The following is a 24,300-nucleotide window of genomic DNA, read 5'->3' on the forward strand; positions in this document are numbered from 1 at the left end:
AGACGGGCGACCCACCGGGTTTGTGACAGACAGCCGTTATGCGCCCTGGTATTCGGGCTTGGGGCCGAGCGTGGCGGCCAGTTCCTTGCGGTAGCGGTTGAGCTCCTGCACGGTCTTGAAGCTGCGGTTCATCAAGAGGCTCAGGTTGTGCAGGATGCGTTCGCCGACCTTGCTTTCCCAGACCGCGTCGAACTTGATCTGCTTGTCGAGCCAATGCTCGAGCCAGTCGGGATCGGGCATGCGGCTCTGGATGGTGTCGTTCGGGAACAGCGACTTGTTGACGTGCAGGTTGGTCGGGTGCAGCGCCTGGGCGGTGCGGCGCGCGCTGGCCATCAGCACGCCGACCTTGGTGAAGGCGGCGCGCGCCTCGTCGCCGAACTTTTCCATCGCGCGCCTCATGTAGCGCAGGTAGGCGCCGCCGTGGCGGGCCTCGTCCTGGCTCAGCGTGGTGTAGATGTGCTTGATGACCGGCTCGGTGTGCCACTGGGCGGCACGGCGGTACCAGTGGTTGAGGCGGATTTCGCCGCAGAAATGCAGCATCAGGGTTTCGAGCGGCGGGGCCGGGTCGAAGTCGAAGCGCACCTCGTGCAGTTCCTGCTCGGTGGGCGCATGCTGGGGGCTGAAGCGCTTCAGGTACTCCATGAGCACCAGCGAGTGCTTCTGCTCCTCGAAGAACCAGATCGACATGAAAGCGGAAAAATCGCTATCGTGGCGGTTGTCGCGCAGGAACATCTCGGTGGCCGGCAACGCCGCCCACTCGGTGATGGCGTTCATCTTGATGGTCTGCGCCTGCTCTTCCGACAGCAGCGAAGCATCGAACGACTGCCAGGGAATGTCCTTGTCCATGTCCCAGCGGACAGATTCGAGTTGTCTGAAGAGTTCCGGATAAAGCATCAAAGTCTTTCTAAGGCCGTCGATTTTAGTCGGCCCGTTTGGCGCACCCATGACAGACGCGCGATGATGTGTGGATAAGCGCGGTCTTATGACGCGAAATGCACACCTTTTTGTCCCAGGAGCCCCCTATGCGAATCCCTGTCCGATGGTCGGCGCCAAGGCGCTGCGCTCCGGTCGCCGCCCTGGCCGCATGCCTGTTCGCCGCTGGCACGGCGGCCGCCCAGGCGCCCTCCGCGCCCCCTGCCCTCCCTGCCGACGGCGTTGCCGCCGCGGCCTGCCCGGCCATCCTGCAACACACCTTCCCGCGGTTGCAGGATGAAAAACCACAATCCTTGTGCCAGTACGCCGGCAAGGTGGTGCTGGTCGTGAATACCGCGAGCTTCTGCGGCTTTACCCCGCAATACAAGGGGCTGGAGGCGCTGGACAGCAAATACCGCTCGCGCGGGCTGGTGGTCCTGGGCTTTCCGTCCAACGATTTCTCGCAGGAATCGGGTTCGAACAAGGAAATTGCAGATTTCTGCGAAAGCACCTTCGGCGTGAAGTTTCCGATGTTCGCGAAGTCGTCGGTACGTGGAGCCAATGCCAACCCGCTGTTCAAGCAGCTCGCGCTGGCCTCCGGCACCACGCCGAAGTGGAATTTCTACAAATACCTCATCGGGCGGGACGGCAAGGTGGTGCAGGCCTGGTCCAGCATGACGGCGCCCGACGAAAGCGCCTTCGTCAAGGTCATCGAGAGCCAGCTCGCGGCCGGGAGCTGACGGCCTTGCCAATGTGAACTAACGGTCACAAACGTTTACCACTGGAGGGGGAACCGGGCTGGCACACTGTGCTCATACCGAGCGAGGGCAGCCAATGCCTTCCAGTTTTTCATGTTGCGAGGTCTTCTGGGCGTCTTGTCTGGTCGAAATCCCGAGGCGATTCTTCTCCTCCTCCCTCCCTCCCTCCTTCGCGTCGGGGCGCCTCGCAGCATTTTTGTATTTCCCCTCAGGGGCGGGGCGCGGCAACACCGGCGCCCTGAATCGAAAAAGGCGCCTGAGGCGCCTTTTTTCATGGTTGGGTGTCGATGAAGCTGGGCCGCAGCATCAGCTTGTCGTACAACTTTGCGAGGTTGGAGTGCTGGCTGCGCCAGTCGATCTCGGGAAAGCGCAGCCCGAGCCAGCCCAGCGCGCAGCCCACGGCGATGTCCGAGAGGCTCAGGTGAATGCCGCTGCAAAAGGGCTTGTCGGCCAGCCCCTTGGCCATGGCCGCGATGCCGCCTTCGACCTTGGCGCGCTGGCGCTCGATCCAGGCGGCGCTGCGCTCGCCGTCGCTGCGGCCGGTCCAGGTGGCCTCCAGGCGCCAGAGCACGCCGGCGTCCATGACGCCATCGGCCAGCGCCTCCCAGGTCTTGACCTCGGCGCGCTCGCGGCCCTGCTGGGGAATCAGCTTGCCCACGGGGGACAGGGTGTCGAGGTATTCGACGATCACGCGCGAGTCGAACATCGCCTCGCCGCCTTCCATGATGAGGCAAGGCACCTTGCCGAGCGGGTTGGAGCGCGCGATGGCGGTGTCGGCAGCCCAGACGTCCTCGATCACGAACTGGTAGTCGAGCCGCTTTTCGGCCAGCACCACGCGCACCTTGCGCACATAAGGGCTGGCGGCCGATCCGATCAGTTTCATGAAAGCTCTCTCCCCTTGCTTTGATAACGTTTGTTCATGTTCATTTTAGGGGAAGGGCAAAAGAGCGGGCCCCGATCCGTGGCGAACGTGCATCGGCGCCAAGCCACCTAAAATTCGGGGAATGAGCTTCTCCACCGTTTCCGCCCTCTCCCCACTTGATGGCCGCTATGCGGCCAAACTCGCGGCATTGCGCCCGCTGATGAGCGAACAGGGCTACATGCACCGGCGCGTGCAGGTCGAAGTGGCGTGGTTCATCGCGCTGTCGGACTGCGGTTTTGCCGAGTTCAAGCCCCTCACGGGCGGCGCCCGCAAGTACCTGCTGGGGCTGGTTTCCCACTTCTCGGAGGCCGATGCACTGGCCATCAAGGACATCGAGAAAACCACCAACCACGACGTGAAGGCGGTCGAATACTGGATCAAGTCCAAGTTCGAAGCCCGGCCTGAGCTGCTGGCCGCCGCCGAGTTCGTGCACTTCGCCTGCACCAGCGAAGACATCAACAACACCAGCCATGCGCTGCAGATCCAGGCCGCACGCGAGAAGGTGATGCTGCCGGCCATCGACGGGCTGATTGCCAAGCTGCGCGAAATGGCGCACCAGTTCGCCGGCGTCTCGATGCTGTCGCGCACGCATGGCCAGACCGCCAGCCCCACCACCGTGGGCAAGGAAATCGCCAACGTGGCGGTGCGGCTCTCGAAGGCGCGCGCGCAAATTGCCTCGGTGCAGCTGCTCGGCAAGATGAACGGCGCCGTGGGCAACTACAACGCCCATCTCGCGGCCTGGCCCGATTTCGACTGGGAGGCGTTCAGCCGCAAGGTGATCGAAACGCCGGCGCCGCTCGGCCTGGGCCTGAGCTTCCAGCCCTACAGCATCCAGATCGAGCCGCACGACTACATGGCCGAGCTGTTCGACGCGGTGGCGCGCACCAACACCATCCTGATCGACTTCTCGCGCGACATCTGGGGCTACGTGAGCCTGGGCTACTTCAAGCAGCGGCTCAAGAAGGGCGAGATCGGCTCCTCGACGATGCCGCACAAGGTCAACCCGATCGATTTCGAGAATGCCGAGGGCAACCTGGGCCTGGCCAACGCGGTGCTGCGCCACCTGAGCGAGAAGCTGCCGATCAGCCGCTGGCAGCGCGACCTCACCGACAGCACGGTGCTGCGCAACATCGGCGTGGCCTTCGGCTATGCCACCCTGGCCTACGCGAGCCTGGCCACGGGCCTGGGCAAGCTGGAGCTCAACGAAGAAGCGCTGGCCGAAGACCTCGACGCGTCTTGGGAAGTGCTGGCCGAGCCGATCCAGACGGTGATGCGCCGCTTCGGCGTGCAGGGCGCCTACGAGCAGCTCAAGGAAGTGACGCGCGGCAAGACGGTGACGGCCGAGGCGCTGCACGGGCTGATCCGCTCGCTCGACATTCCAGAGGCAGAAAAGGAACGGCTGCTTGCCATGACGCCGGCCAGCTACACCGGCAAGGCGGCGGAGCTCGCCAGTAGAATCTAGCGTTCCCGCACGTCGATGCACCAGCCGCCCCAGGGCGGCTGTTTGCTTCGTGTCACCCACCCATCCAGCCAACGCGCCGCATGCGGCGCGCCAGCCAACAACCCAGACGGGGCTTTGTCGAAGCCCCTGTTGTTCATGCTGCGCGCCCCCCTGAGACGCCTCTGGCTCAAGATCCACCGCTGGACAGGCCTGACGCTCGGCCCGGTCCTGGCCCTGACGGCACTGCTTAGCGCAATGCTGGTCGTGGCCTTGCCGGTCGACCGCTACGCGCACCCCGCCTTCTTCGCGGCGCAAAGCGCTGGCGATGCGCCCGCACTGCCGCTCGAGCCGCTGCGCCAGCGCATCCTGGCCGAGTTCGGCCCCGACACCAGCTTCACGCTGCGCCCGCCGCGCAACCCCGGCGAGACGCTCTGGGTGCTGGTGCGCGGCCCCTGGGAAGGCACGCTCTACCTCGACCCCGCGACCGGCGCGGAGCAAGGCCGCCGCGGCTCGCACGAAGGCGCCTACAACCTGCTTTTCGAGCTGCACAGCAGCCTGCTGCTGGAGGACACCGGCAAGGGCATCCTGGCCTTCGTGGCGCTGGCCTATCTGTTCCTGCTGATCACCGGCGTGGTGCTCTGGTGGCCCGCGCGCTGGCCGCCTTCGCTGCGCATCGTGCTGAACCGCGGCCTGCTGCGCGGGCTGTTCGACCTGCACCGCACCGGCGGCGCGGTGCTCGGGCTGCTGATTGCAGTGTCGGTTTTCACCGGCGCCTACATGGCGTGGCGGCCCCTGGGCAACTTCATTTCCGCCGCCATGGGCCAGGAGCCGCTCAAGCCGCCCACGGTTCCCAAGGGAACGGCCAGCGGCGCCCGGCTTTCGCTCGATGAACTCGTCGCCCGCGCCAAGAGCGTGTTCCCGGGCCAGCCGATCGGCTATGTGCAGGTGCCGGCCAAGCCGAACCGCCCGATGCGCGTGCGCTTCCGGCTGGCCGACGATCCGCATCCGAACGGCATCAGCTCGGTGTGGCTGCATCCGCTGACCGGCGAGGTGCTGGCGGTGCGCCGCTGGCAGGAGCTCGACGCCGGCAACGGCGCGGTGGTGGTGATCTATCCGCTGCACACCGGCGTGCTGGGCGGGCCGGTGCACCAGGCGGTCACGGCGCTGCTCGGCCTGGCGCTCGGCGGGCTGGGCCTGAGCGGCATCTGGCTCTGGTGGCGGCGGCGCGCGGTGGCCGCCGCGGCGCGCGGCATCGCCCCTTCCAACGACAACAAGCGCACGACGTCCTGAACGGGACGTTGCGGCGACCGATCGATTTTTGATATCCGAGGAGAACGAACCCTTGTTCAAGCAAAAGAAATGCGCCGCCCTGGTCATGGCGCTGTTCCCCATCAGTTTCCAGAGCCTGGCGGCCGAAGCCGAGCCGGCCGGCTCCGCATCCGGCGCGAAGTCGCTGGAGGCGGTGACCGTCACGGGCGACTGGCTCGGCACGCCCAGCGAGACCAAGGTGCTCGAGCACCCGGGCGCGCGCAGCATCATCGAGCGCACGCAGATCCAGGAAAGCGGCGCCACCAGCGTGCGCGAGGCGCTGCGCCAGGTTCCCGGCGTGCAGGTGCAGGAGAGCAACGGCACCGGCGGCAGCGACATCTCGCTCAACGTGGGCGTGCGCGGCCTCACCTCGCGGCTGTCGCCGCGCTCGACCATCCTGCTGGACGGCGTGCCGCTGGCCTATGCGCCCTACGGCCAGCCGCAGCTGTCGCTGGCGCCGTTGTCGCTCGGCAGCCTGGAGGCGGTCGACGTGGTGCGCGGCGCGGGCTCCGTGCGCTACGGCCCGCAGAACGTGGGCGGCATCATCAACTTCGTGACGCGCTCGATTCCGAAGCAGTTCGCGGGCGAAGTGGGCGTGGGCGTCGAGAGCGCGGGCCACGGCGGCGGCACCAAGACCTCGCCCACCCTGTTCATCGGCGGCACCAACGAGAACGGCCTCGGTCTGGCGCTGCTCTATTCGGGCACGCACGGCGACGGCTTTCGCCAGAGCAACGACCACGCGAGCATCGACGACCTGATGCTCAAGGGCGCCTACCGCCTGTCGAAGACCGACGACATCGCGGTGACGCTGCATCACTTCGAGGGCAAGGGCCGCATGCCGGGCGGGCTGACCACCGCGCAGTTCGCGGCCACCCCGTTCCAGTCGGACCGCCCGTTCGACGAATTCACCGGGCGCCGCACCGACGGCTCGATCAAGTACACGCACGACGACGGCGTGAACAAGTTCGAGATGCTGAGCTACTACACGGATTCCTACCGCAGCAGCTACCTCGAACAGGAAGGCACCGGCGCCAATGCCGGCAAGCGGCGACTGACCACCGCGCCGCGCAACTACAAGACCTACGCCTTCGAGCCGCGCTACTCGCGCCTGATCGACTCCGGCAGCGTGGTGCAGGAAATCAGCGTCGGGGCGCGCTACCTCAAGGAAGAGGCCTCCGAGGTGGCGACGCGCAGCGCCTACTATCGGCCGAGCCCGGGCTTCGACGCCTATGCCCTCGCCCAGCCCGCGTACCAATCCAGCAAGGGCGGCACCACTGCCCACGCCGTCTACATCGACGACCGCATCGACTTCGGCAACTGGACGGTCACGCCCGGCGTGCGCTACGAATCGATCCGCTCGCACAACGACGTCTTCACCCTGTCGAACGGACGGGTCACCGGCGCGAACTATCCGAAGATCGATTCCAACGAGGTGCTGCCGACGCTGTCGGTGCTCTACCGCATGACCGAGCGCTGGTCGGTGTTCGCGAACGCCGGCGTGTCGTTCGGGCCGCAGCAGTACGCGCAGCTCGCGCAGTCCACCAGCGGCCTGCACCCCGAGAAGGCCAAGACCTACGAGATCGGCACGCACTACAAAGGCGAGGCCTGGAGCGGCGAGCTGACGCTGTTCAACATCAACTTCGACAAGGAACTGCAGCTGGCCCGCTCCATCACCGGCGACGTCGGCCAGTGGACCGACCTGGGCGCCACGCGGCACCGCGGCCTGGAGTCGGCCCTGCGCTACCAGCTCGGCAGCCTGAGCGATTCGCTCAAGGGCCTGTCGGTGTCCGCGACCTACACCTACACGCAGGCCATCGCCAAGGCCGGGGCCTTTGCCGGCCGCGACCTGCCCTTCTACTCGCGCCAGGTGGCCACGCTCGGCGCGCGCTACGAGCGCGGGCCGTGGACCTTCAATGCCGACGTGTACGCGCAGTCGAAGCAGCGCTCGCCGGGCTCGCCCGACGACGGCGCGAACTACGTCACGATGGAAGACGCGACCGGCCGGCTCGGCAACATTCCGGGCTACGCCACCATGAACCTGCGCGCCGGCTACGACTTCGGCCCCTCGATGAGCAACCTGAAGCTGGCCGTGGGCATCAAGAACCTGTTCGACCGCCGCTACTACAACCGCTCGGTCGACAACAACGGCGGCAAGTACGTGGGCCCGCCGCGCACGCTGTACCTGCAGGCCTCGGTGGCGTTCTGACGCGGCCCGTGGGGGCGCATACACTCGCGCACCCATGGCCCTCAAATCCACCATCTTCAAGGCCGCCCTCGCGGTGGCCGACATCGACCACGGCTACTACGCCGACCATGCGCTGACCCTGGCGCGCCATCCGAGCGAGACCGACGAGCGGATGATGATCCGGCTCGTCGCGCTCGCGCTCAACGCGCACAAGCTGCAGGACGTGTGCAACGGCGACGGCACGCTGGCCTTCGGCGCCGGCCTGTCGAACGTGGACGAGCCCGATGTCTGGCTGCGCGACTTCACGGGCGAAACCAAGCTCTGGATCGAGGTCGGCCAGCCCGAGGACAAGCCCATCATCAAGGCCTGCGGCAAGGCGGACGAGGTGATCGTCTACTGCTTCAACCACGCCGCCGAGATCTGGTGGCGCGGCATCGAGAACAAGCTCACGCGGCCGCAGAACCTGCAGGTCTACCGGGTGCCGACGGAGGCCTCCCAGGCGCTGGCCGCGCTGGCGCAGCGCAGCATGCAGCTGCAGGCGACGATCCAGGAGAACACGCTGACGCTGGGCGACGGCGTGAACAGCATCGACGTGGAGCTCTTGCGCTGGAAGTAGCCCTAGACCGCCGGCATCAGCGCGCCGCAGTGCCAGCACTGCTCGAAGCCGCCTTCGATGCGCTCGCCGCAGATGCATTGCCAGTTGCGCTGCGGCCGATGCTGCGCCGCATGCAGCACCTGCTGCGCGCGCTCGAACTGCGCTTCGTCGTCGATCCAGATTTCGGGCAGGCACTGGTCGGGCGGCAGCTGGCCCATGACGGCGCCCAGGTATTCGCGCTGCACCGTCGCCTCCACGCCCTCTTCCCGCAGCGCATGCACCCACAGGGCCGCGATCGCGAGGTTCGGTGCCTGGGCGAGGCGGCGCATGGGGTGGCCTCTTTCAGGGGGTGTCGTCGGGGCCGAGAGGCTCGGCGGGATCATCGGGCCATTGCGGGGGCTCGGCCTCGCGCGCACGCTCCGCGTACTTGTTGAAGCGCCAGGCCGAGTCTTCCATGGTGATGCGGCGCCAGGTCACGCGCTTTTCGGCCGGCGTCATGGCGGGCCAGTGCTGCACCTCGTCGAAGCTGCGGCCGCAGCCCTTGCACAGGTCGTCGCCCTGGCTGGTGGAGCAGATCGCGATGCAGGGGGTGTCGGGCGTGCCGTGGTACCAGTCGAGCCAGGCGGCCCAGGCCTTTTCGGGGAAGCCGAACTCGTCGACCTCGTCCTCGTGGTGGAACACCATCAGCGCGTAGACCTCGGCGAGCGCGCGCAATTCCGGCGCCAGCGTGATGCCGTCGGGCGAAGGACTCTTCTCGCGCCAATGGTTGATGGCGGCCTCGATGTCGGTGATGTGAATGGCGGCCATGAAGAGAGAAAAAACAGCGAGCGGCGATCATAGTCCGGCAATGTCCCGCGTCAGTCGAAGGTTATATGCGCTACAAAACACGTAGCGACAGCACCAGTAATCACAAGGCTTTCGAGAGCATTCTTTTTGAAGCCGAAAAATTTTGAGGTTGCCAGAACAGGGTCTCGATGCTCTAATTCCGCTCACGAAGGGGAGTAGCTCCCAACCGCCGTGCACCACGGCGGCAATCGACAGGTCGTCAATACGAAGCACAACACTTCCGGCCTGCCGGACAACACGTGCCCTCAGGGCGCGCGCTGTCGAGCAAGACCTTCGATTTGAACCTGCGCAGGTTTGGTCGAAGCGTTCCTGAATCCCCGGTCATCGCCCGGTCTTCGCCATCGCTTCGGCCATTCCCGCACGGGATGGATCGAAATGCAACGCATGCGCCGGACCGGCGCCATCCAGCCCAGGATGGACGGACCGCGCGAAGACAAGAGGAATCTATGGAACAGTTCATGACCCCGGAATTCTGGGTCGCGGTCGGTCAGATCATCATGATCGACATCCTGCTCGGTGGCGACAACGCCGTCGTCATTGCCCTGGCCTGCCGCAAGCTGCCGCCCGCGCAGCGCACCAAGGGCATCCTGTGGGGCACGGCCGGTGCCATCGTGCTGCGGGTGATATTGATCTTCTTCGCGCTCACGCTGCTGGCCATTCCGTTCCTCAAGCTGGTCGGGGCCGCGCTGCTGGTGTGGATCGGCATCAAGCTGCTGGCGCCCGACCATGACGACGCGCACGGCAACATCCAGAGCAGCGACAAGCTGTGGGGCGCGGTCAAGACCGTGATCGTGGCCGACCTGGTGATGAGCGTGGACAACGTGATTGCCATTGCCGGTGCCGCGCAGGGTGCCGGCCAGGCCCACCAGATGCCGCTGGTGATCTTCGGCCTCCTGGTGAGCATCCCGATCATCGTCTGGGGCAGCCAGCTGGTCATCAAGCTGATGGACCGCTTCCCGGTCATCATCACGCTCGGCGGCATGCTGCTGGGCTGGATTGCCGGCACCATGGCGGTGTCCGACCCCGCACTGGCGAACACCGCAGCCTGGACCTGGGTGCCGAAGCTGCCGCAGACCGACACCATCAGGTACGCCGCGGGCATTGCCGGCGCGCTGCTGGTGCTGGCCGTCGGCAAGTGGGTGGCCGTGCGCCAGGCCCGCCACAAGCCGGCAGAAGCCGCAACGTCGAGCTGATGGCCGCCAGCAGGGGATCAGCGAAAATGCTCTTCCCTTGCTGCCCGGTCTCTGCCACTCTAGCTACTTGAAGGAGCACCCATGGAAAAGGTCATTCTGTATGTCGACGATGCCGGCTATGCGGCCGAGCAGTTCGCCGAACTCGCTCCGGACGCCAACAGCGTCGTGGCGCGCCATTGGGTGCTCGTGGCGTGCGCTCCGCGCATGACCCACCGCATCAGCAAGTGGGTGAGCCACAGCGCGCGCGAGAACTGGCGCGCCAAGTGGTTCAGCAAGGTGCAGGCGCAGCTGCTGCCGCTGCTCGAGCGCAATGGCGGACAGGTGACGCCGGTGCTGGCCAAGGGCCCGCTGACCGAACTGACGCAGCAGCTCAAGCGCGAGCATTCGGCCACGCACGTGGTCGATGCGCGCCGCCCCAAGATCGGCGTCGACCTGGAGCCGGTCACGCTCGACCAGACGCCGCGCCAATCGGGCTGGGCCTTTCCCGGCGCCGTGATGGGCATGGGCGCGCTGCTGGTGCTTGCGAACGAACTGGCCGAATAAGGGCGAACCGCCCCTCCCAACGAGCCCCGGTGCGGCAACGCGCCGGGGCTCGTTGCCATTTGGGGCTGCTGCGGTATCCTGCGGCATGCGCATCATCATCAAATGGCTGCTCAGCGCCGTTGCGCTGCTGGCAGTGGCCTACCTTTACAGCGGCGTCCAGGTCAGCAGCTTTGGCTCCGCGCTGATTGCCGCGGCCGTCATCGGCTTGCTCAACATGATCGTCCGGCCGGTGCTGGTGGTGCTGACGCTGCCGGTCACCATCGTCACGCTCGGGCTGTTCCTGTTCGTGATCAACGCGCTGCTGTTCTGGGCCGCATCGGGCCTCTTGACCGGTTTTCACGTGAGCGGCTTCGTGGCGGCGCTGATCGGCTCGCTGATCTATTCGCTGCTTGGATTGGTCATCGAAGCCGCGCTGGGCGGACTGCTCTCCAAGCGCTGAGCCGGCGGCGGGCAGCGGGCGCTCCTCGCTCACTTCAGCGGCGGCTCCTCGGCCTGCCGCTTCACCAGCACCTCCACGGCCCGCGCGCGGGTGTCGATGATCGACGCCTCGTAATGGTCGATGGGCGCGCCGGGCTTGCGGATCAGCTCCTGCGCGGCCTTGAGGCGGTCCCGGGCGGCCGGGTAGTCGAGGATGGCGACGTTGGCCTCGGCATCGGCGCGCACCGCGCGCACGGCATCGTTCTGCGCACCGTACAGGTTGGCCAGGGCCCGCCAGACGGTGGCGTCGCGCGGATTCGTGGCCACCCAGTCGCGCAGCACCGGCACCATCGGCGCGGGCTGACGCGTGGCCACGGCGGTATCGGCCGCGAGCAGCATCTCCGGACGTTCCTTCGACTTGGCGTCGAGCAGGCCGGCGGCCTTTGCGGCGCCTCCACCGGCAAGCTCGATCTCGGCGTTGAGCCAGCGCGCCAGCTTGGCGGCCGAGGCGTCCTCGGCGGTGCGCGCCGTCAGGCGCTCGGCCAGGGCGCGCGCGGCCCGGAAGTCGCGCAGCTCCTTGGCCGACAGCGCCGCCGCGTAGAGCGTGCCGGCCTGCTGGGCCGCGCTGCTCTTCGCGAACTCGCCGCTGGAGGCCGCATCGACCCACAGCCGCAGCACGTCGACGCCCGGCCGCGTGAGCACGCGGGCGCGCGCGGCGATCATGGCGTGGTCCATGGCCAGCGGCATGGCCGGGGCCGCATCGAGGCGGAACTGGAAGCGCCCCTGCATGTCCGAGATGCGCTCCGACGTGAGCGGATGGCTGCGCAGGTAGGGATAGGAGCCGTTGTCGTTGAGGCGCGCGGCGTACTGCAGCTTTTCGAACATGGCGGCCGCGCCCTGCGGCGCAAAGCCCGCCTGCGTCATCACGCCGAAGCCGACGCGGTCGGCCTCGCGCTCCATGTCGCGCGAGAAGCTCAGCTGGTTCTGCATGAAGAGCGCCTGGCTGCCCATCATCACGGCCTGGCCCGCATCGGCATTGCGGCTCTTGCTGGCCGCGATCATGCCGAGGATCAGGCCGGCCAGCATCAGCGGCATCTGCCTGCCCTGCTGGCTCATGATGCGCGAGATGTGGCGCTGCGTGACGTGCGACAGCTCGTGCCCGAGCACCGTGGCCAGCTCGTCGCGGCTGCCCACCGTGGCAATCAGGCCCATGTTCAGGCCCAGGTAGCCGCCCGGCAGCGCAAAGGCATTGATGTTGCGGTCGCGCCCCAGCAGGATGGTCCAGGCAAAGCGCTCGTCGAGCTCGGGCGTGAGTTCGCCGCGCTGGCGTGCGGCGGCCAGCAGGCGCTGCCAGATGTCCTGCACGTAGGCGGCGATCACCGGGTCGTCGATGTAGTCGGTGTCGCGGTAGAGCTCGCGCGCAATCTGGTCGCCCAGCTGGCGCTCGGCACTGGCCGTCATTTCGCCGCCGTCGCCCAAGCCTGGCAGCACCTGCAGCTGCGCGCGGGCCGGAACCGGCAGCAGAACCTGGCACGCTATTAAAACGGTAGCGCAGAGCGACCGCAAAGCGGGCGCGGCAGAAGTCTTCTTGGTGGCAAAGGGAGTCAAGCGCGGCATTCCTCGTCCATGGCTCGGGCTCGTATGATGCACCTCCACACCGATCGTTCACACATGAGTTCCCTCACCCATTTCGACGCCCAGGGCCAGGCCCACATGGTCGACGTCGCGGCCAAGCCCGCCACCCATCGCGTGGCCGTGGCCACGGGCCGCATCGAGATGCAGCCCGCCACGCTGGCGCTGATCGAATCGGGTACCGCCAAGAAGGGCGACGTGCTCGGCATCGCCCGCATCGCGGGCATCCAGGCGGCCAAGAAAACCAGCGACCTGATCCCGCTGTGCCACCCGCTGGCGCTCACGCGCGTGGCGCTGGCGTTTGCGCTGGCCGAGAAAGGCAATGCGCCGCAGGTGGTGTGCACCGCCACGGTCGAGACCGTGGGGCCGACGGGTGTCGAGATGGAAGCACTCACCGCCGTGCAGGTGGCACTGCTCACCGTCTACGACATGTGCAAGGCGGTGGACCGGGGCATGCGGATCACCGACGTGCATGTGCTGGAAAAGCATGGGGGCAAGTCGGGGAGCTACTTGGCAGGCCCTGAAGGCTAAGGCGCCAGCCTGTCCACGGGCAGTCCCTTCAGCCAGCGCTCGTACTCCGCCGGAAAGGCGATGCGGAAACGCTCCGCCTGATCGCGGGCTTCCTGGCCGCGCCCCATCAGTTCGGCGCTCTCGATCAGCTTGACGATCACGCGCGGCTCGGGCGAGAAATGCAGCGTGCGCTCGGCCAATGAATGCATCGCGGCGGCGTTGGCCGGGGTGACTGCCGTCAGCGTCAGTTCGGCAAAGTCGACCTGTCTTGCGAAGAGCCATGAATTCCTGGCCTTGGCGAGCGTGCCGTCTTCATAGGCCGGCAGGCGCTCGTCGCGCGGCAGGTAGATCTGGCTGATGCGTATGTAGTCCCAGGTGGCATAGCCGACCACCGCCATCAGCACCGCGGCCGCGATGGAAGACAAGACCGGCGGCTCGCGCCACCGGGCCATGAAGCGCTGCCGCGTCGAAGCCATGCCGGCACCCCGCGCCGGCCACAGCATGCCCAGGCACAGCCCGAACACCAGCTGGAACGGCCCGTACCAGAGCGGATATTCGAGCAGGCTGTGCAGCGCAATCGCGCCCAGCATGCCCCACGCCATGAGCCGCACCGGATCGCGCTCGCGCCAGGGCCTTGCCGCCATCACCATCCAGAGGAAGCCGCCGCAGATCAGCACCGACACCGGAATGCCCATTTCCACCGCCAGGTGCAGCGGCAGGTTGTGCGCGTTGTCCAGGATCTCGGGGAAGCGCGCCCCGTCGTACAGCGTGCTGTAGTGCGCGAAGCCCAGTTCGCCCCAGCCCCACCCCGTCAACGGATGCGCGGCAATCAGCGAGAGCACGTTGTGCCAGAGGATCATCCGCGTGTGGTCGCCCGGCGCGCCCTCCTTCAGGCGCTGCATCATGCCCTCGACCTCGCCCGCCGCCAGCTGCGGCAGCAGCCAGGCAATGGCGAAGTAGACCGGCACCATCGCCAGCAGCACCAGCGGCGGCGGCAGGCTGAAGGGCGGCGCGCCGGCACCATCCAGGGCCGCACCTCGGCGCTCCCGCCGCGCGATGAACGCCGCAACGCCCACGATCGACAGCAGCTGGAGCAGGCCGGTGCGCGAGGTGGACGCCGCCGCGGCCACCAGCAGCAGCAACGCGGCCGCCACCAGCCAGCGGCGTATGCGCGCTGACGGCTGCGCCGCGTAGATCCAGAGGGCAGCCACCAGCGCCATGCTGATCAGCGTGGCGAACTGGTTGCGCTGGCGCAGGTTGCCATACGCCTGGCCCAACGCGGGCGTGGTGGTCCAGGGTACCAGCGGCTCGGCCAGGCCGTAGTACTGGAGCAGGCCCAGAACCGCGCTGACGAGGCCGGCGGCGAGTACGCCCGCTGCCAGCACCCCCGACGTGGCCGGCCCGCCGCGCGCCATGCCCGCCCCCACGCAAGCCGCGGCCGCCATGGCGGCGAGCACGACCACGGCGGGCAGCCATGCGGCGGCGGTGGCGTACGGGGAGGAAAAAAGCACGATCGCCGCCGCTCCGGCGCCCAGCCAGGCGCAGATGCCACGCGCGGGCACGGAGGCCGGAATGGCCAGAAGCATCCCCGCCAGGCAGACCCAGGTGGCCAGCAACTGCCAGGCCTGGACCGAAGGGCCGGCGACGAGCGGGCAGAGAAACGGGAACGCGACCAACCCGGCACGCAGGGCGCCGATGGCCTTAGATGGGAGAGCGACCGCCTCGGCAGCCGCTGCGCGGGAAGTCATTCCGCCGATTGTGCCGACCGGCCGGGCCGACGAATGGCGGCAGGTGGGAGACGAGCGGTTTTGCAGAAAAACACAATTAGAGACATTCTTTGACAGCTGTCTGCAACTGTTGCCCGCCCTCTGGCGGAAGGCCCGGAATCGGTCCGAAAGGTGTCCTCTTGAAGAAACAAGCAAGCTATCTGCGTCACGCTGTCCAGGCACGGGGCGGTTCGTCCGGCTTCACGCTGATTGAAGTGATGATCGTTGTGGCGATCATCGGCATCCTGGCCTCGATCGCGATTCCTGCGTACAACGACTATGTGCGCCGCGGCCAGTTGCCGGAGGCATTCAACACACTGTCCGCCTACCGGGCAACGATGGAGCAGTACTACCAGGACAACCGCAACTACGGTCCTTCCGGAACCAATTGCGCCGCCAATGCCGCGGCCGCCTTTACGCCTTCCGGCGCCAAGTACTTCAGCTACACCTGTTCGACTTCGAACAGCCAGCAGAACTACGTCATCACCGCCACCGGAAGCGCGGGGCAAGCGGTCGGACACACCTACACCCTCAACCACAATGGCGACCGCGCGACCACCCAGTTCAAAGGCAGCACCGTAACCCAATCGTGCTGGCTTACAAGCAGCAGCGCTTGCTGATCGAACCATGTCGATCACCATGCGGCAACGCGGCTTCACTCTGGTCGAACTGATCGTCACCATCGCGGTGTTGGCGCTGATCCTCTTTGCCGTCATGCCGAGCATCGGCACTTGGCTGGAAAACACCCGCATTCGCAACGTTGCCGATTCGCTGCAAAACGGGCTCCAACTGGCGCGCGGCGAAGCTGTGCGCCGCAACCAGAATGTGTCGCTCTGGCTGGTGTCGCTCGACGACCCGGCAGTGCTGAGCGATGACTGCTCTCTCTCGGGTGCCAGCGGCGCATGGATCGTGAGCGTGAATTCCCCGATCGGACATTGCGCCGACGCCCCGTCGACGACCAGTTCTCCCATGATCGTTACAGGACGTCCCGCCGGAGACACCGGCGGAAGAGTCACGGTGGCGGCGGTTCAAGCCGCAGACGGATCGACCGAGGGCACGAGCGTCACCTTCAATGGTTTTGGGCGCATTGCCAATAGCGATGCCATTGGCCAGATTGACGTGACCGGAACTACTACAGGCACCCGCGCGTTGCGCATCGTTGTCTCGCCCTCGGGCTCGGTGCGCATGTGCGAACCGGCCATCGTCGACAGCACGGCAAAGGATCCCCGCAAATGCTGAACCGAGTGAATCGCATGCGTACGCCCGGCCGAATCCGCCATGCGCGGTGCGATCCCCGCGAGGCCCGGCACGCTCGAGGCGTCGCATTGATCGAAGTGCTCGTGGCGTTGCTGATCTTCATGCTCGGCGTGCTCGGGCTGGTCGGCCTGCAGGCATCGATGACGCGAGCGCAGACCGATTCCAAGGTGCGCGCCGATGCCACCTACCTGGCCAGCGAATTGAATGGACGCATGTGGTCCGACCTCACCAATCTTGCGAGCTATGACGGCACCGGCTGCGCCTCCCAAGCTCGATGCAGCGAATGGCAGAGAAAGGTCAGCAGCAGCCTGCCTCGTGGAACCGGCGCCGTCACCGTCAACGCAAGCTCTGGCGATGTCGCCGTCACCATCAGCTGGACGATGCCGAATGGCGAAACGCACCAGTACGTCACGCACACCACCGTCTCCAAGGCTGCGAACTAGGATGAAACGCTTCCTATCCAGCCGGAGTGAGTTGCACCGCGTAGCCGATTTGCTGAAGTCGTCGGATCAGGCGGTTGGCGGTTTTGTGAGCGTCGGCGCGGTCGAAGTGAGCGGCACCGAGGTCATGCCATTCGGTGCCGTCGCGCAGCATGTGCCAAGCGGCGGTGAGCATCGAGGCGGCCACGGCGATGATGGCCTTCTTGGCGCCGCGTCGGGCGCGCAGCCGATGGAACTGCGCCTGCAGATAGCCGCCCTTGACCCTCACGGCGGACCAGGCGGCCTGCACCAGCGTGGTCTTGAGCCATTGGCCGCCGCGGCGCAGCCGGGTGGAGCGGCGCTTTCCGGCGCTCTCGTCGTTGCGCGGGCACAGGCAGGCCCAGGACAGCAAGTGGCCGGGCGTGGCAAATCGCGACATGTCGATGCCGATCTCGGCCACGATCACGTGGGCGCTGACAGCGCTCAGGCCCGGCATGGTGCTCAGGAGCTTGGCGGCTTGTCGAAACGGCTCGAGCCCCAGGCCCACCTCCTTCTCGATGGCGGCGATGGCCTGGTCCAGCGCGTCGATATGGCTCAGGTGCAGCTTGAGCATGAAGCGGTGGTGCGTACTGACGCGCCCGCGCAGCGCCTCCAGCAACTCGGCGCGACTGGCCTTGACGCGGCCGATGCAGGAGATCAGGTGCTGCGGGTCGTCCTGGCCGTCGATGATGGCCTGCAGCACTGCGCGCGCGCTCTTGCCCAGGATGTCGCTGAGCACGACGCTGAGCTTGAGGTTGGCGTCCTCGAGCACCTTCTCGATGCGTTGCGCGTGCGCGCTCCTCTCGCGCACGAGCTGCTTGCGCGTGCGCGTGAGCGTGCGCAGCTCCTGCACGGCCACCGGGGGCACGAAGCTGGCGCGGATCAGGCCGTGGGCCAACAGGTCGGCCAGCCACATCGAGTCGTTGACGTCGGTCTTGCGCCCGGGCACGTTCTTCACGTGCGCGGCGTTGGCCAGCACCAGCTCGAAGTGGCCTTCGAGCACATGCCACACCGGCTTCCAGTACACCCCGGTGGCCTCCATGGCGACCACCTCGACCTGGAAGGAGTCGAGCCAGTCGCACAAGCTCAGCAGAGCCGAGGTGGTGGTGGCAAAGGTGCGCACTTCCTGCAACGGGGGGCCGTCGCCAGCGATGCGCACGCACGCCACCACGGTTTGTTTGTGAACGTCCAGGCCCGCGCAGCGGGAATGAATGACTTCCATGATCGCCTCCAATGCGCGGCGACATCGGCGTGCGGCCCACGTCATCGAACTCTAGGATGCGTGCTCAAGGGCGCGAAGCCCCAGGCGACAGTACGGGGTGCTCGTGGAGCCGCGGGTCCCACTGAGATACGGGCTAAACGCACCAAGTTTGAACCGACCTCTGTGCCGGACGCCGCAGCAGCAATTAAAGCCGCGTTTCATGCGGCGCGGAAGGCGCATGGCGCCATGGACCACTGAGATGCGAACCGCTAAATACATCTTCTCCAAGCATCGTTCCCAGCGGGGCTTCACCCTGGTCGAGCTCATGGTCGGCCTTGTCCTGGGTCTGCTCACAGTGCTGGTCATCAGCCAGGTGCTCGCGCTCGCCGAAGGCAAGAAGCGCTCGATCACCATGGGCAGCGATGCGCAGGTCAATGGCGCGTTGTCGCTCTTCACTCTTCAACGCGATGTGCAGATGGCGGGCTACGGTGCAGCGGCCAGCCCGGATGCACTCGGCTGCCCGGTGACGGGAAAGTACGACGCGGGCGGCGCGTCGTTCGTCTTTCCGCTAGCCCCAATCGTCATCACCAACGGCACCGAAACCGACACCAACGCACCGGACACGATCACTGTCTTGCAAGGCCGGACCACGAACTTTTCGGCCCCCATGGTCCTCAAGGAAGACCACCCGCAGTCCAGCAACTACTTCGAGGTGGCATCCTCATTCGGCGCCGTGGTCGGCAACATGATGATCGCCGTGCCAAAAATACAAGGCACCGGCATGGGTTGCGCGCTGTTCAGCGTGACCAATGACACAACATCTCCAGCCACGACACTGGGCCCTACACGCGTACCCCACGCCGCCACCGCTGCGAGCAAATGGAACCAGAACAGCATATTTCCGACGAGTGGATACGCGTCGGGCAGCTATCTGCTGAACATGGGTTCGATGGTCTATCGCAGCTACTCGGTCAGTAGCGCCAATAGCCTCCAGATGGTCGAACGCTCCCCTGTGAACGGAGCGCTGACCGACCCGCCATTGGAACTCTATCCGCAGATCGTCAACGTCCAGGCCATGTACGGCAAGGACACCAATGGCGACGGCGTTGTCGACACTTACGACAACTCCACGCCCACCACCAACGCCGGCTGGCTGCAAGTGCTCGCGATTCGTATTGCAGTAGTGGCGCGCAGCAACCAGTACGAGAAGGAGACCGTCACAGCGGGGGCGCCTCAGTGGGATGTCGGTGCCAACGCCACCATCGCAGGCACTACGACCTGCCATGGCGCCAGCAAGTGCCTTGGACTGAAGGTGAGCCACGTCCCCGAATGGGAGCACTACCGCTTCAAGGTCTACGACACGATCGTGCCGCTGCGCAACGTTCTCTGGAATTCCTGAGCCATCGCCATGCAAATCAGACCATCGAATCTTTCCCGACGCCAGAGCCCTCAGCGCGGCGTCTCACTGCTTTTTGCTCTGCTGACCCTGGTCGCGCTTTTGCTTGCAACGTTGGCGCTGGTGCGTTCGGTAGATACCAGCACGCTCCTGCTCGGCAACATGGGTTTCAAGCAGGATGCCACCTCGTCCGCAGACCAGGCCGCGCGCCAGGCCATTGACTGGTTGACTGCCAACAGCGCCAGCCTGAACACCGACGCTGCTTCGAGTGGCTACTACGCAAGCACGCAGGAGCTTGCTGCCGACGGGGTCACGGCAAAACCGCCGATCGATGTAACCGGCCGGCAACTTGCCGCCAGCAACAACCGCCAACTGATCGACTGGGATGGCAATACCTGCCAGTCCGCCACGACAGGCACATACAACGGCTGCACCGTCACGACCGCGGATGCCGGCACCATCAACAACAACAACGCACGCTTCGTCATCTTCAGGCTCTGCTCCAAACCAGGCAACTACCTCACGGATGCAAGCATCAGCTGCGCCAAGCCGATTTCGAGCAGCGGTGCCAGCGTGACCAAGAAGGGCGAAATGAACTACGCCGAGCAGCCTTTTGCCGGTGGTGCATCCGGACCGTACTACCGCATCGTGGTGCGCGTGCTGGGCGCGCGCAACACAGCCAGCTTCACCGAAACCATTGTCCATTTCTGATGAGGGAGCGCCGATCCGGCGCCAGACGGAAAACCCAACACCATGAAAAATAGACTCACTCCTGTCCTCGATCGAAAGCCCCAAAGGCAGGCCATCTGCTGTGCGGTGATGGTCTGTGCATTTCTGGTGGGTTTGTTCGCCCCCGTTGTCGAGGCGGCCTCCACAGACCTGTCGAACCAGCCGCTGGCCACGCTGCCTGCCGTTCAAGCCAAGCCGAACCTGTTGTTCGTTCTGGACGATTCGGGGAGTATGGACAATGATTACATGCCGGACCAAATGTCCAGCGGCAAGTATGGATACCGCTCCGCACAATGCAATGGTGTGGCTTACGACCCCGAGATGACCTATTCGCCACCGCTCAACGCGGATGGAACGTCCTATCCCAATGCGGTTTTTACGGCAGCGCGTAGCGATGGCTATGACGCGTCGAGTTCAACGGTCAATCTGAACAACCGGCTCTATTACACATACAGCGGCACTCAACCCAAGATGGGCTGGGCGTACACCAGCAGCGGAGCCGTTCGAAACACGTTCTACAACGAATGCATGACTTCGACCAACTCGTCGACCAGTCTTTTTCACCCGGTGACGGTCACCAGCGCTTCCGCCGAAGCTCAAAACTACGCCAACTGGTATTCGTACTACCGCAAGCGCTACCTGTTGATGCGTACCGCCATGGGCCGGGCGATCGCGGCGCTCGACTCGAGCTATCGCGTTGGCTTCAGCACAATCAGTGATGGAACCGCGGTGGATGGCGACAACTACTTTCGCGATGTCAAAGATTTCGATCTGGCGCAAAAAACAAACTTCTACAACAGCCTCTACAGTGCCTCGCCAAACGGGTGGACACCGTTGCGCTCGGCCCTGTCCAAGGCGGGACGGTACTTCGCGAACAAAGCTCCTGACCAGAGCTACGACCCGGTCCAGTACTCCTGCCAACGCAACTATGCGCTCCTCTCGACGGACGGCTACTGGAACAAGACCAAGGGCCTGAAGCTCAACGGTACCAGTGAGATCGGGCAGCAAGACGGTACCGAGGCTCGCCCGATGCGGGACGACGCCCAAGTCATCGTCACAACCGTGACGCCCTACACCCAGGCGCTGACGAGAGATTCGGTGTCCACGCAGACGCAAACCAGGATCTGGACGCGCACCTCCACCACTATTTCCTCAACGCCAAAGCCCAACAATCCGAACAGGGGACGGTATGCCGTCACCACGCGTACGAATCAGCGCTACACCGAGACGCAAACCCGAACCCGGACAACGCCTCAATCGGCAACCTCGTCCTACTCCGAGACGGTAGTGACAACCGACGGTGTCGAGACGTCCAGAAGCACCAGCACGCCAGTCACTTCCGCCTGGATCAGCACCGCGACACCGACCGAGTCGCTCACAGGCAATGGCCCTCCCACCGCCAGCAGCAGCTTCACGACCGGAACCGCGAACACAACCTACCAGACAGCCAAGGGTGATGACGTAACGGTCTATTCGGATCCAGTCGCAGGAGCCTGGAGTGCATGGTCTACACCGGCAGACATAACCAACACGACGCCGGTTGCCCAGGCCCCTATTACAGGCACGCCAACCCAAACACCGTCCACCTCGGGCGGTACCGGCAACACGCTGGCCGACGTTGCCCAGTACTACTTCGCGACGGACCTGCGCACCAGTGCGCTCGGCAATTGCACTTCGAGCAGCTCCGGCAGCAGCCAGGATGTCTGCAGCAACATCGTGCGCCCAGTGGGAAGCGACAAGGCCGCATGGCAGCACATGAATTCGTTCACGATTGGCCTTGGCGTGAGCGGCACCTTGCCTTATGACAAGAATTACCTGACCCAAACCGCAGGTTCCTACGTAGATCTGACCAGTGGCAGCTTGAGCTGGCCCGTGCCCGAAGGCGCGGACCTGGATGACGGTCAGGGCGGTAATGCCACCAACGTCGACGACCTGTGGCACGCAGCCGTCAATGGCCGCGGCCAGTACTACTCGGCACTCAATGCCAGTGCGCTGAGCGAAGCCATCAACGGCGTCGTCACGTCGGTGCAGCAGGTCTCGGGCTCGGGTGCTACGGCATCGACCAGTTCGCTCCAACTGGTGGCCGGTGACAACAACCTGGTCTTTCGGGCCAGCTACACCACGCAGCTGTGGACCGGCGATCTGCAGGCCTTTGCAATCAACGGTTCAACGGGCGTCATTGCGAATACCGCCACGTGGTCTGCACAGGCAAGACTCGATGCGACGGCTGCTTCTGACCGCAGGATCTACTTCAGCAACGGTTCGGCTCTCCAGAGCTTCGAATACGGCAACCTGAGCACCGCACAAAGGGGCTACTTCGACAATCTCTGCAGCCAGACCCTCATTGCCGCGCAGTGCTCGGTGCTTTCTGACAGCAACAAGACGCTGGCCAACAATGGTGCCAACCTCGTCAACTACCTGCGCGGCGTACGCACCTACGAAACCGCCAGCGTCGACGGCTCCAACAACAGCATCGCCGCGCTTTATCGCAAACGCGAACATGTGCTGGGCGACATCATCAACGGCGCCCCCGTCTATGTTGGAAAACCGCCCTTCCGCTACGCCGACGCCGGCTACGCCGATTTCGTTACGGCGCAGTCAACGCGCGCACCCGTGGTGTACGTTGGCTCGAACGACGGCATGCTGCACGCCTTCTCGGCCGCCACCGGCAGCGCGGGCGGCACTGAACTCTGGGCCTATGTTCCGGGCACGGTCATGCCCAACCTCTACAAGATGGCCGACACGAGCTATGGAGCGAAGCACCAATACTCCGTGGACGGAGCACCGGTCATGGGCGACATCAAGGTTGGAACCGCCTGGAAGACCATTGTTGTTGGCGGCCTGAACAGCGGCGGCCGCGGCTACTACGCACTCGACATCACCGACCCCAACGATCCCAAGGCTCTTTGGGAGTTCACCGATCCCAACCTGGGCCTGAGCTTTGGCAACCCGGTGATTGCAAAGCGCGGCGACGGCACCTGGATCGTTGCCTTTGCTTCCGGCTACAACAACACCAATGGCGACGGCAAAGGCCACCTCTACGTTCTGAATGCCAACACCGGCGCCCTGCTGCTGGACATTCCCACCAGCGACGGCAGCAGCACCGACCCGAGCGGCCTCGCAAAGATCAACGCCTGGATCGAAAGCTCCAGCGACAACACAGCCAAGCGCTTCTACGGCGGCGATCAGCAAGGCAACCTCTGGCGCTTCGACATCGACGGGCTCCTGCAACCCAACCGGGCAGCGATGCGGCTCGCCAAGTTCCAGATCAACGACTCGACGCCGCAACCGATCACCACAAAACCGGAAACCGTGGAGATTTCAGGCAAGCCGGTGGTCGTGGTTGCGACGGGCCGGTACCTGGGTTCGTCAGACATTGCGGATTCGACGCAGCAAAGCATCTACGCGGTGAGGGACACGCTGACCGCCACCGGATGGAGCGACGTGCGCGCCGACACTGAAAACTTTGTCAGGCAGACATTCACGTTGAATGGCCCTGTGGCAACTGCGACATCGGCCTCGGTATCCAACACGTCGGTCAACTGGGCGACCAAGGGCGGTTGGTGGATCGACCTGCCGCATTCGCGTGAACGCGTGAATACCAACCTGGGCCTGCAGTTCAGCACCCTGTCGGTTGCCACCGCCATCCCGAACGGTGATGCCTGCGCGTCGGGCGGCACGGCCTGGCGCTACTACCTCAATGTGGCCAATGGCGGCGTTGTCACGACCAACCCGGCCGGCGGGCTCTTCAGCACCGACGGGCTGATCATGGGCATGACCTGGGTGCAGGACAGCAACGGCAATGCCCGCATCATTTACCAGAAGAGCAATGGCGACAACGTGATCGAGACGCCGCCGGTGGCGACATCGTCCGGCTCCGGCAGCGTACATAGAACCTCCTGGCGCGAGTTGGTGGACTGAACTTCGATGAAAGCGGTCTTGGCCCGGCATGCGCCGGGCCAGGCAAGGATGCGATACGTACTTTTTGTGAGCGCGGCGCTCTCGTTGGCGCTTCACGCCGCAGTGCTTTCGTCGCGAATTTCGCCTGTCGCCCCGAAAGGTGCGCCGACGGGTGTGATCGGAGACGCTGCCTCCTCCATGCGGGTGCGAACGGTCCCCCTTCTTCCTGCGCCACCCTCGCCTTTGCCTTTACCGCCCCGTGAGTCCCTTCAGGCGGCCGAAGTGGTTCATACGTCCGGCCGTGCATCCGCATCCGAGGAGGAGCGGTCGT

22 protein-coding genes are annotated in these 24,300 nt (G+C 65.3%); 15 read left to right on the forward strand and 7 right to left on the reverse strand.

The features are described 5' to 3' along the window. Window positions 1-36: 36 nt before the first annotated feature. Window positions 37-894: a ferritin family protein gene (locus VAPA_RS26320; protein WP_021013032.1), complete on the reverse strand. Its 858-nt coding sequence runs from the start codon at window positions 892-894 to the stop codon at window positions 37-39. Between the two features lie 128 nt (window positions 895-1,022). Between VAPA_RS26320 and VAPA_RS26325 the strand changes: the two genes are divergently transcribed. After that, on the forward strand, window positions 1,023-1,652 hold the full coding sequence (locus tag VAPA_RS26325) for a glutathione peroxidase (protein WP_021013033.1): 630 nt from the start codon (window positions 1,023-1,025) through the stop codon (window positions 1,650-1,652). Between the two features lie 289 nt (window positions 1,653-1,941). On the opposite strand, the gene VAPA_RS26330 is transcribed toward VAPA_RS26325, so the two are convergent. Continuing rightward, window positions 1,942-2,553 (reverse strand): glutathione S-transferase N-terminal domain-containing protein, encoded by a 612-nt coding sequence (locus VAPA_RS26330; RefSeq protein WP_021013034.1) that lies wholly within the window; start codon window positions 2,551-2,553, stop codon window positions 1,942-1,944. Between the two features lie 121 nt (window positions 2,554-2,674). Here VAPA_RS26330 and purB point away from each other — a divergent pair, with 121 nt between their 5' ends. The 4 genes from purB (at window position 2,675) to VAPA_RS26350 (ending at window position 8,142) form a co-directional block, all read left to right on the forward strand. Then, window positions 2,675-4,054, forward strand: coding sequence for an adenylosuccinate lyase (purB, locus tag VAPA_RS26335; RefSeq protein WP_021013035.1), 1,380 nt, complete (start codon window positions 2,675-2,677; stop codon window positions 4,052-4,054). A gap of 135 nt (window positions 4,055-4,189) precedes the next feature. Further along, window positions 4,190-5,323 (forward strand): PepSY-associated TM helix domain-containing protein, encoded by a 1,134-nt coding sequence (locus tag VAPA_RS26340; protein WP_021013036.1) that lies wholly within the window; start codon window positions 4,190-4,192, stop codon window positions 5,321-5,323. A gap of 85 nt (window positions 5,324-5,408) precedes the next feature. Further along, complete coding sequence (locus tag VAPA_RS26345; RefSeq protein WP_051255410.1) at window positions 5,409-7,547, forward strand: TonB-dependent receptor family protein; 2,139 nt, start codon at window positions 5,409-5,411, stop codon at window positions 7,545-7,547. Between the two features lie 34 nt (window positions 7,548-7,581). After that, complete coding sequence (locus VAPA_RS26350) at window positions 7,582-8,142, forward strand: YaeQ family protein (protein ID WP_021013038.1); 561 nt, start codon at window positions 7,582-7,584, stop codon at window positions 8,140-8,142. Between the two features lie 2 nt (window positions 8,143-8,144). Here VAPA_RS26350 and VAPA_RS26355 read toward each other — a convergent pair whose 3' ends face one another. Continuing rightward, a complete protein-coding gene (locus VAPA_RS26355) occupies window positions 8,145-8,450 on the reverse strand; it encodes a putative signal transducing protein (protein ID WP_021013039.1) in 306 nt (101 codons plus the stop codon). Window positions 8,451-8,463: 13 nt separating this feature from the next. After that, window positions 8,464-8,928, reverse strand: a complete 465-nt coding sequence (locus VAPA_RS26360) for a DUF3717 domain-containing protein (protein ID WP_021013040.1) — start codon at window positions 8,926-8,928, stop codon at window positions 8,464-8,466. A gap of 485 nt (window positions 8,929-9,413) precedes the next feature. On the opposite strand from VAPA_RS26360, the gene VAPA_RS26365 reads away from it, so the two are divergent. From VAPA_RS26365 to VAPA_RS26375, 3 genes are all read left to right on the forward strand, one after another. Continuing rightward, window positions 9,414-10,160 (forward strand): TerC family protein, encoded by a 747-nt coding sequence (locus VAPA_RS26365; RefSeq protein ID WP_021013041.1) that lies wholly within the window; start codon window positions 9,414-9,416, stop codon window positions 10,158-10,160. A gap of 81 nt (window positions 10,161-10,241) precedes the next feature. Then, on the forward strand, window positions 10,242-10,703 hold the full coding sequence (locus tag VAPA_RS26370) for a hypothetical protein (RefSeq protein WP_021013042.1): 462 nt from the start codon (window positions 10,242-10,244) through the stop codon (window positions 10,701-10,703). A gap of 85 nt (window positions 10,704-10,788) precedes the next feature. Continuing rightward, complete coding sequence (locus VAPA_RS26375) at window positions 10,789-11,142, forward strand: phage holin family protein (RefSeq protein WP_021013043.1); 354 nt, start codon at window positions 10,789-10,791, stop codon at window positions 11,140-11,142. A 29-nt stretch (window positions 11,143-11,171) separates the two neighbouring features. Here VAPA_RS26375 and VAPA_RS26380 read toward each other — a convergent pair whose 3' ends face one another. Further along, window positions 11,172-12,737, reverse strand: coding sequence for a M48 family metalloprotease (locus VAPA_RS26380; RefSeq protein WP_021013044.1), 1,566 nt, complete (start codon window positions 12,735-12,737; stop codon window positions 11,172-11,174). A 54-nt stretch (window positions 12,738-12,791) separates the two neighbouring features. Here VAPA_RS26380 and moaC point away from each other — a divergent pair, with 54 nt between their 5' ends. Then, window positions 12,792-13,283 (forward strand): cyclic pyranopterin monophosphate synthase MoaC, encoded by a 492-nt coding sequence (gene moaC / locus VAPA_RS26385; RefSeq protein ID WP_021013045.1) that lies wholly within the window; start codon window positions 12,792-12,794, stop codon window positions 13,281-13,283. On the opposite strand, the gene VAPA_RS26390 is transcribed toward moaC, so the two are convergent. Then, the gene (locus tag VAPA_RS26390) at window positions 13,280-15,010 is read right to left on the reverse strand and encodes a PglL family O-oligosaccharyltransferase (RefSeq protein ID WP_021013046.1); all 1,731 of its coding nucleotides are present in this window, start codon (window positions 15,008-15,010) and stop codon (window positions 13,280-13,282) included. The two genes, moaC and VAPA_RS26390, sit on opposite strands and share 4 nt — an antisense overlap. Window positions 15,011-15,168: 158 nt before the next feature. Between VAPA_RS26390 and VAPA_RS26395 the strand changes: the two genes are divergently transcribed. The 3 genes from VAPA_RS26395 to VAPA_RS26405 all read left to right on the forward strand — a co-directional run bounded on the left by VAPA_RS26395 (window position 15,169) and on the right by VAPA_RS26405 (window position 16,728). Beyond that, window positions 15,169-15,648, forward strand: coding sequence for a type IV pilin protein (locus VAPA_RS26395; RefSeq protein ID WP_021013047.1), 480 nt, complete (start codon window positions 15,169-15,171; stop codon window positions 15,646-15,648). Between the two features lie 7 nt (window positions 15,649-15,655). Beyond that, window positions 15,656-16,267: a GspH/FimT family pseudopilin gene (locus VAPA_RS26400; protein ID WP_021013048.1), complete on the forward strand. Its 612-nt coding sequence runs from the start codon at window positions 15,656-15,658 to the stop codon at window positions 16,265-16,267. 95 nt (window positions 16,268-16,362) lie between these two features. Continuing rightward, entirely contained in the window at window positions 16,363-16,728 is a 366-nt protein-coding gene (locus VAPA_RS26405; RefSeq protein ID WP_230559046.1) for a type IV pilus modification PilV family protein, read from the forward strand. Window positions 16,729-16,741: 13 nt separating this feature from the next. On the opposite strand, the gene VAPA_RS26410 is transcribed toward VAPA_RS26405, so the two are convergent. Next, a complete protein-coding gene (locus VAPA_RS26410; RefSeq protein ID WP_021003967.1) occupies window positions 16,742-17,965 on the reverse strand; it encodes an IS110 family RNA-guided transposase in 1,224 nt (407 codons plus the stop codon). A 238-nt stretch (window positions 17,966-18,203) separates the two neighbouring features. Here VAPA_RS26410 and VAPA_RS26415 point away from each other — a divergent pair, with 238 nt between their 5' ends. The 3 genes from VAPA_RS26415 to VAPA_RS34100 are packed head-to-tail and all read left to right on the forward strand — an operon-like array spanning window position 18,204 to window position 23,990. Further along, window positions 18,204-19,343: a PilW family protein gene (locus VAPA_RS26415; protein ID WP_041946261.1), complete on the forward strand. Its 1,140-nt coding sequence runs from the start codon at window positions 18,204-18,206 to the stop codon at window positions 19,341-19,343. 9 nt (window positions 19,344-19,352) lie between these two features. Next, complete coding sequence (locus VAPA_RS26420) at window positions 19,353-20,051, forward strand: hypothetical protein (RefSeq protein WP_021013051.1); 699 nt, start codon at window positions 19,353-19,355, stop codon at window positions 20,049-20,051. A 42-nt stretch (window positions 20,052-20,093) separates the two neighbouring features. Beyond that, on the forward strand, window positions 20,094-23,990 hold the full coding sequence (locus tag VAPA_RS34100) for a pilus assembly protein (RefSeq protein WP_021013052.1): 3,897 nt from the start codon (window positions 20,094-20,096) through the stop codon (window positions 23,988-23,990). The last annotated feature ends 310 nt before the right edge of the window (window positions 23,991-24,300 follow it).

It is taken from the genome of Variovorax paradoxus B4 (genome assembly GCF_000463015.1).
In the GTDB taxonomy this organism is placed as follows: Bacteria; Pseudomonadota; Gammaproteobacteria; order Burkholderiales; family Burkholderiaceae_C; genus Variovorax; species Variovorax paradoxus_E.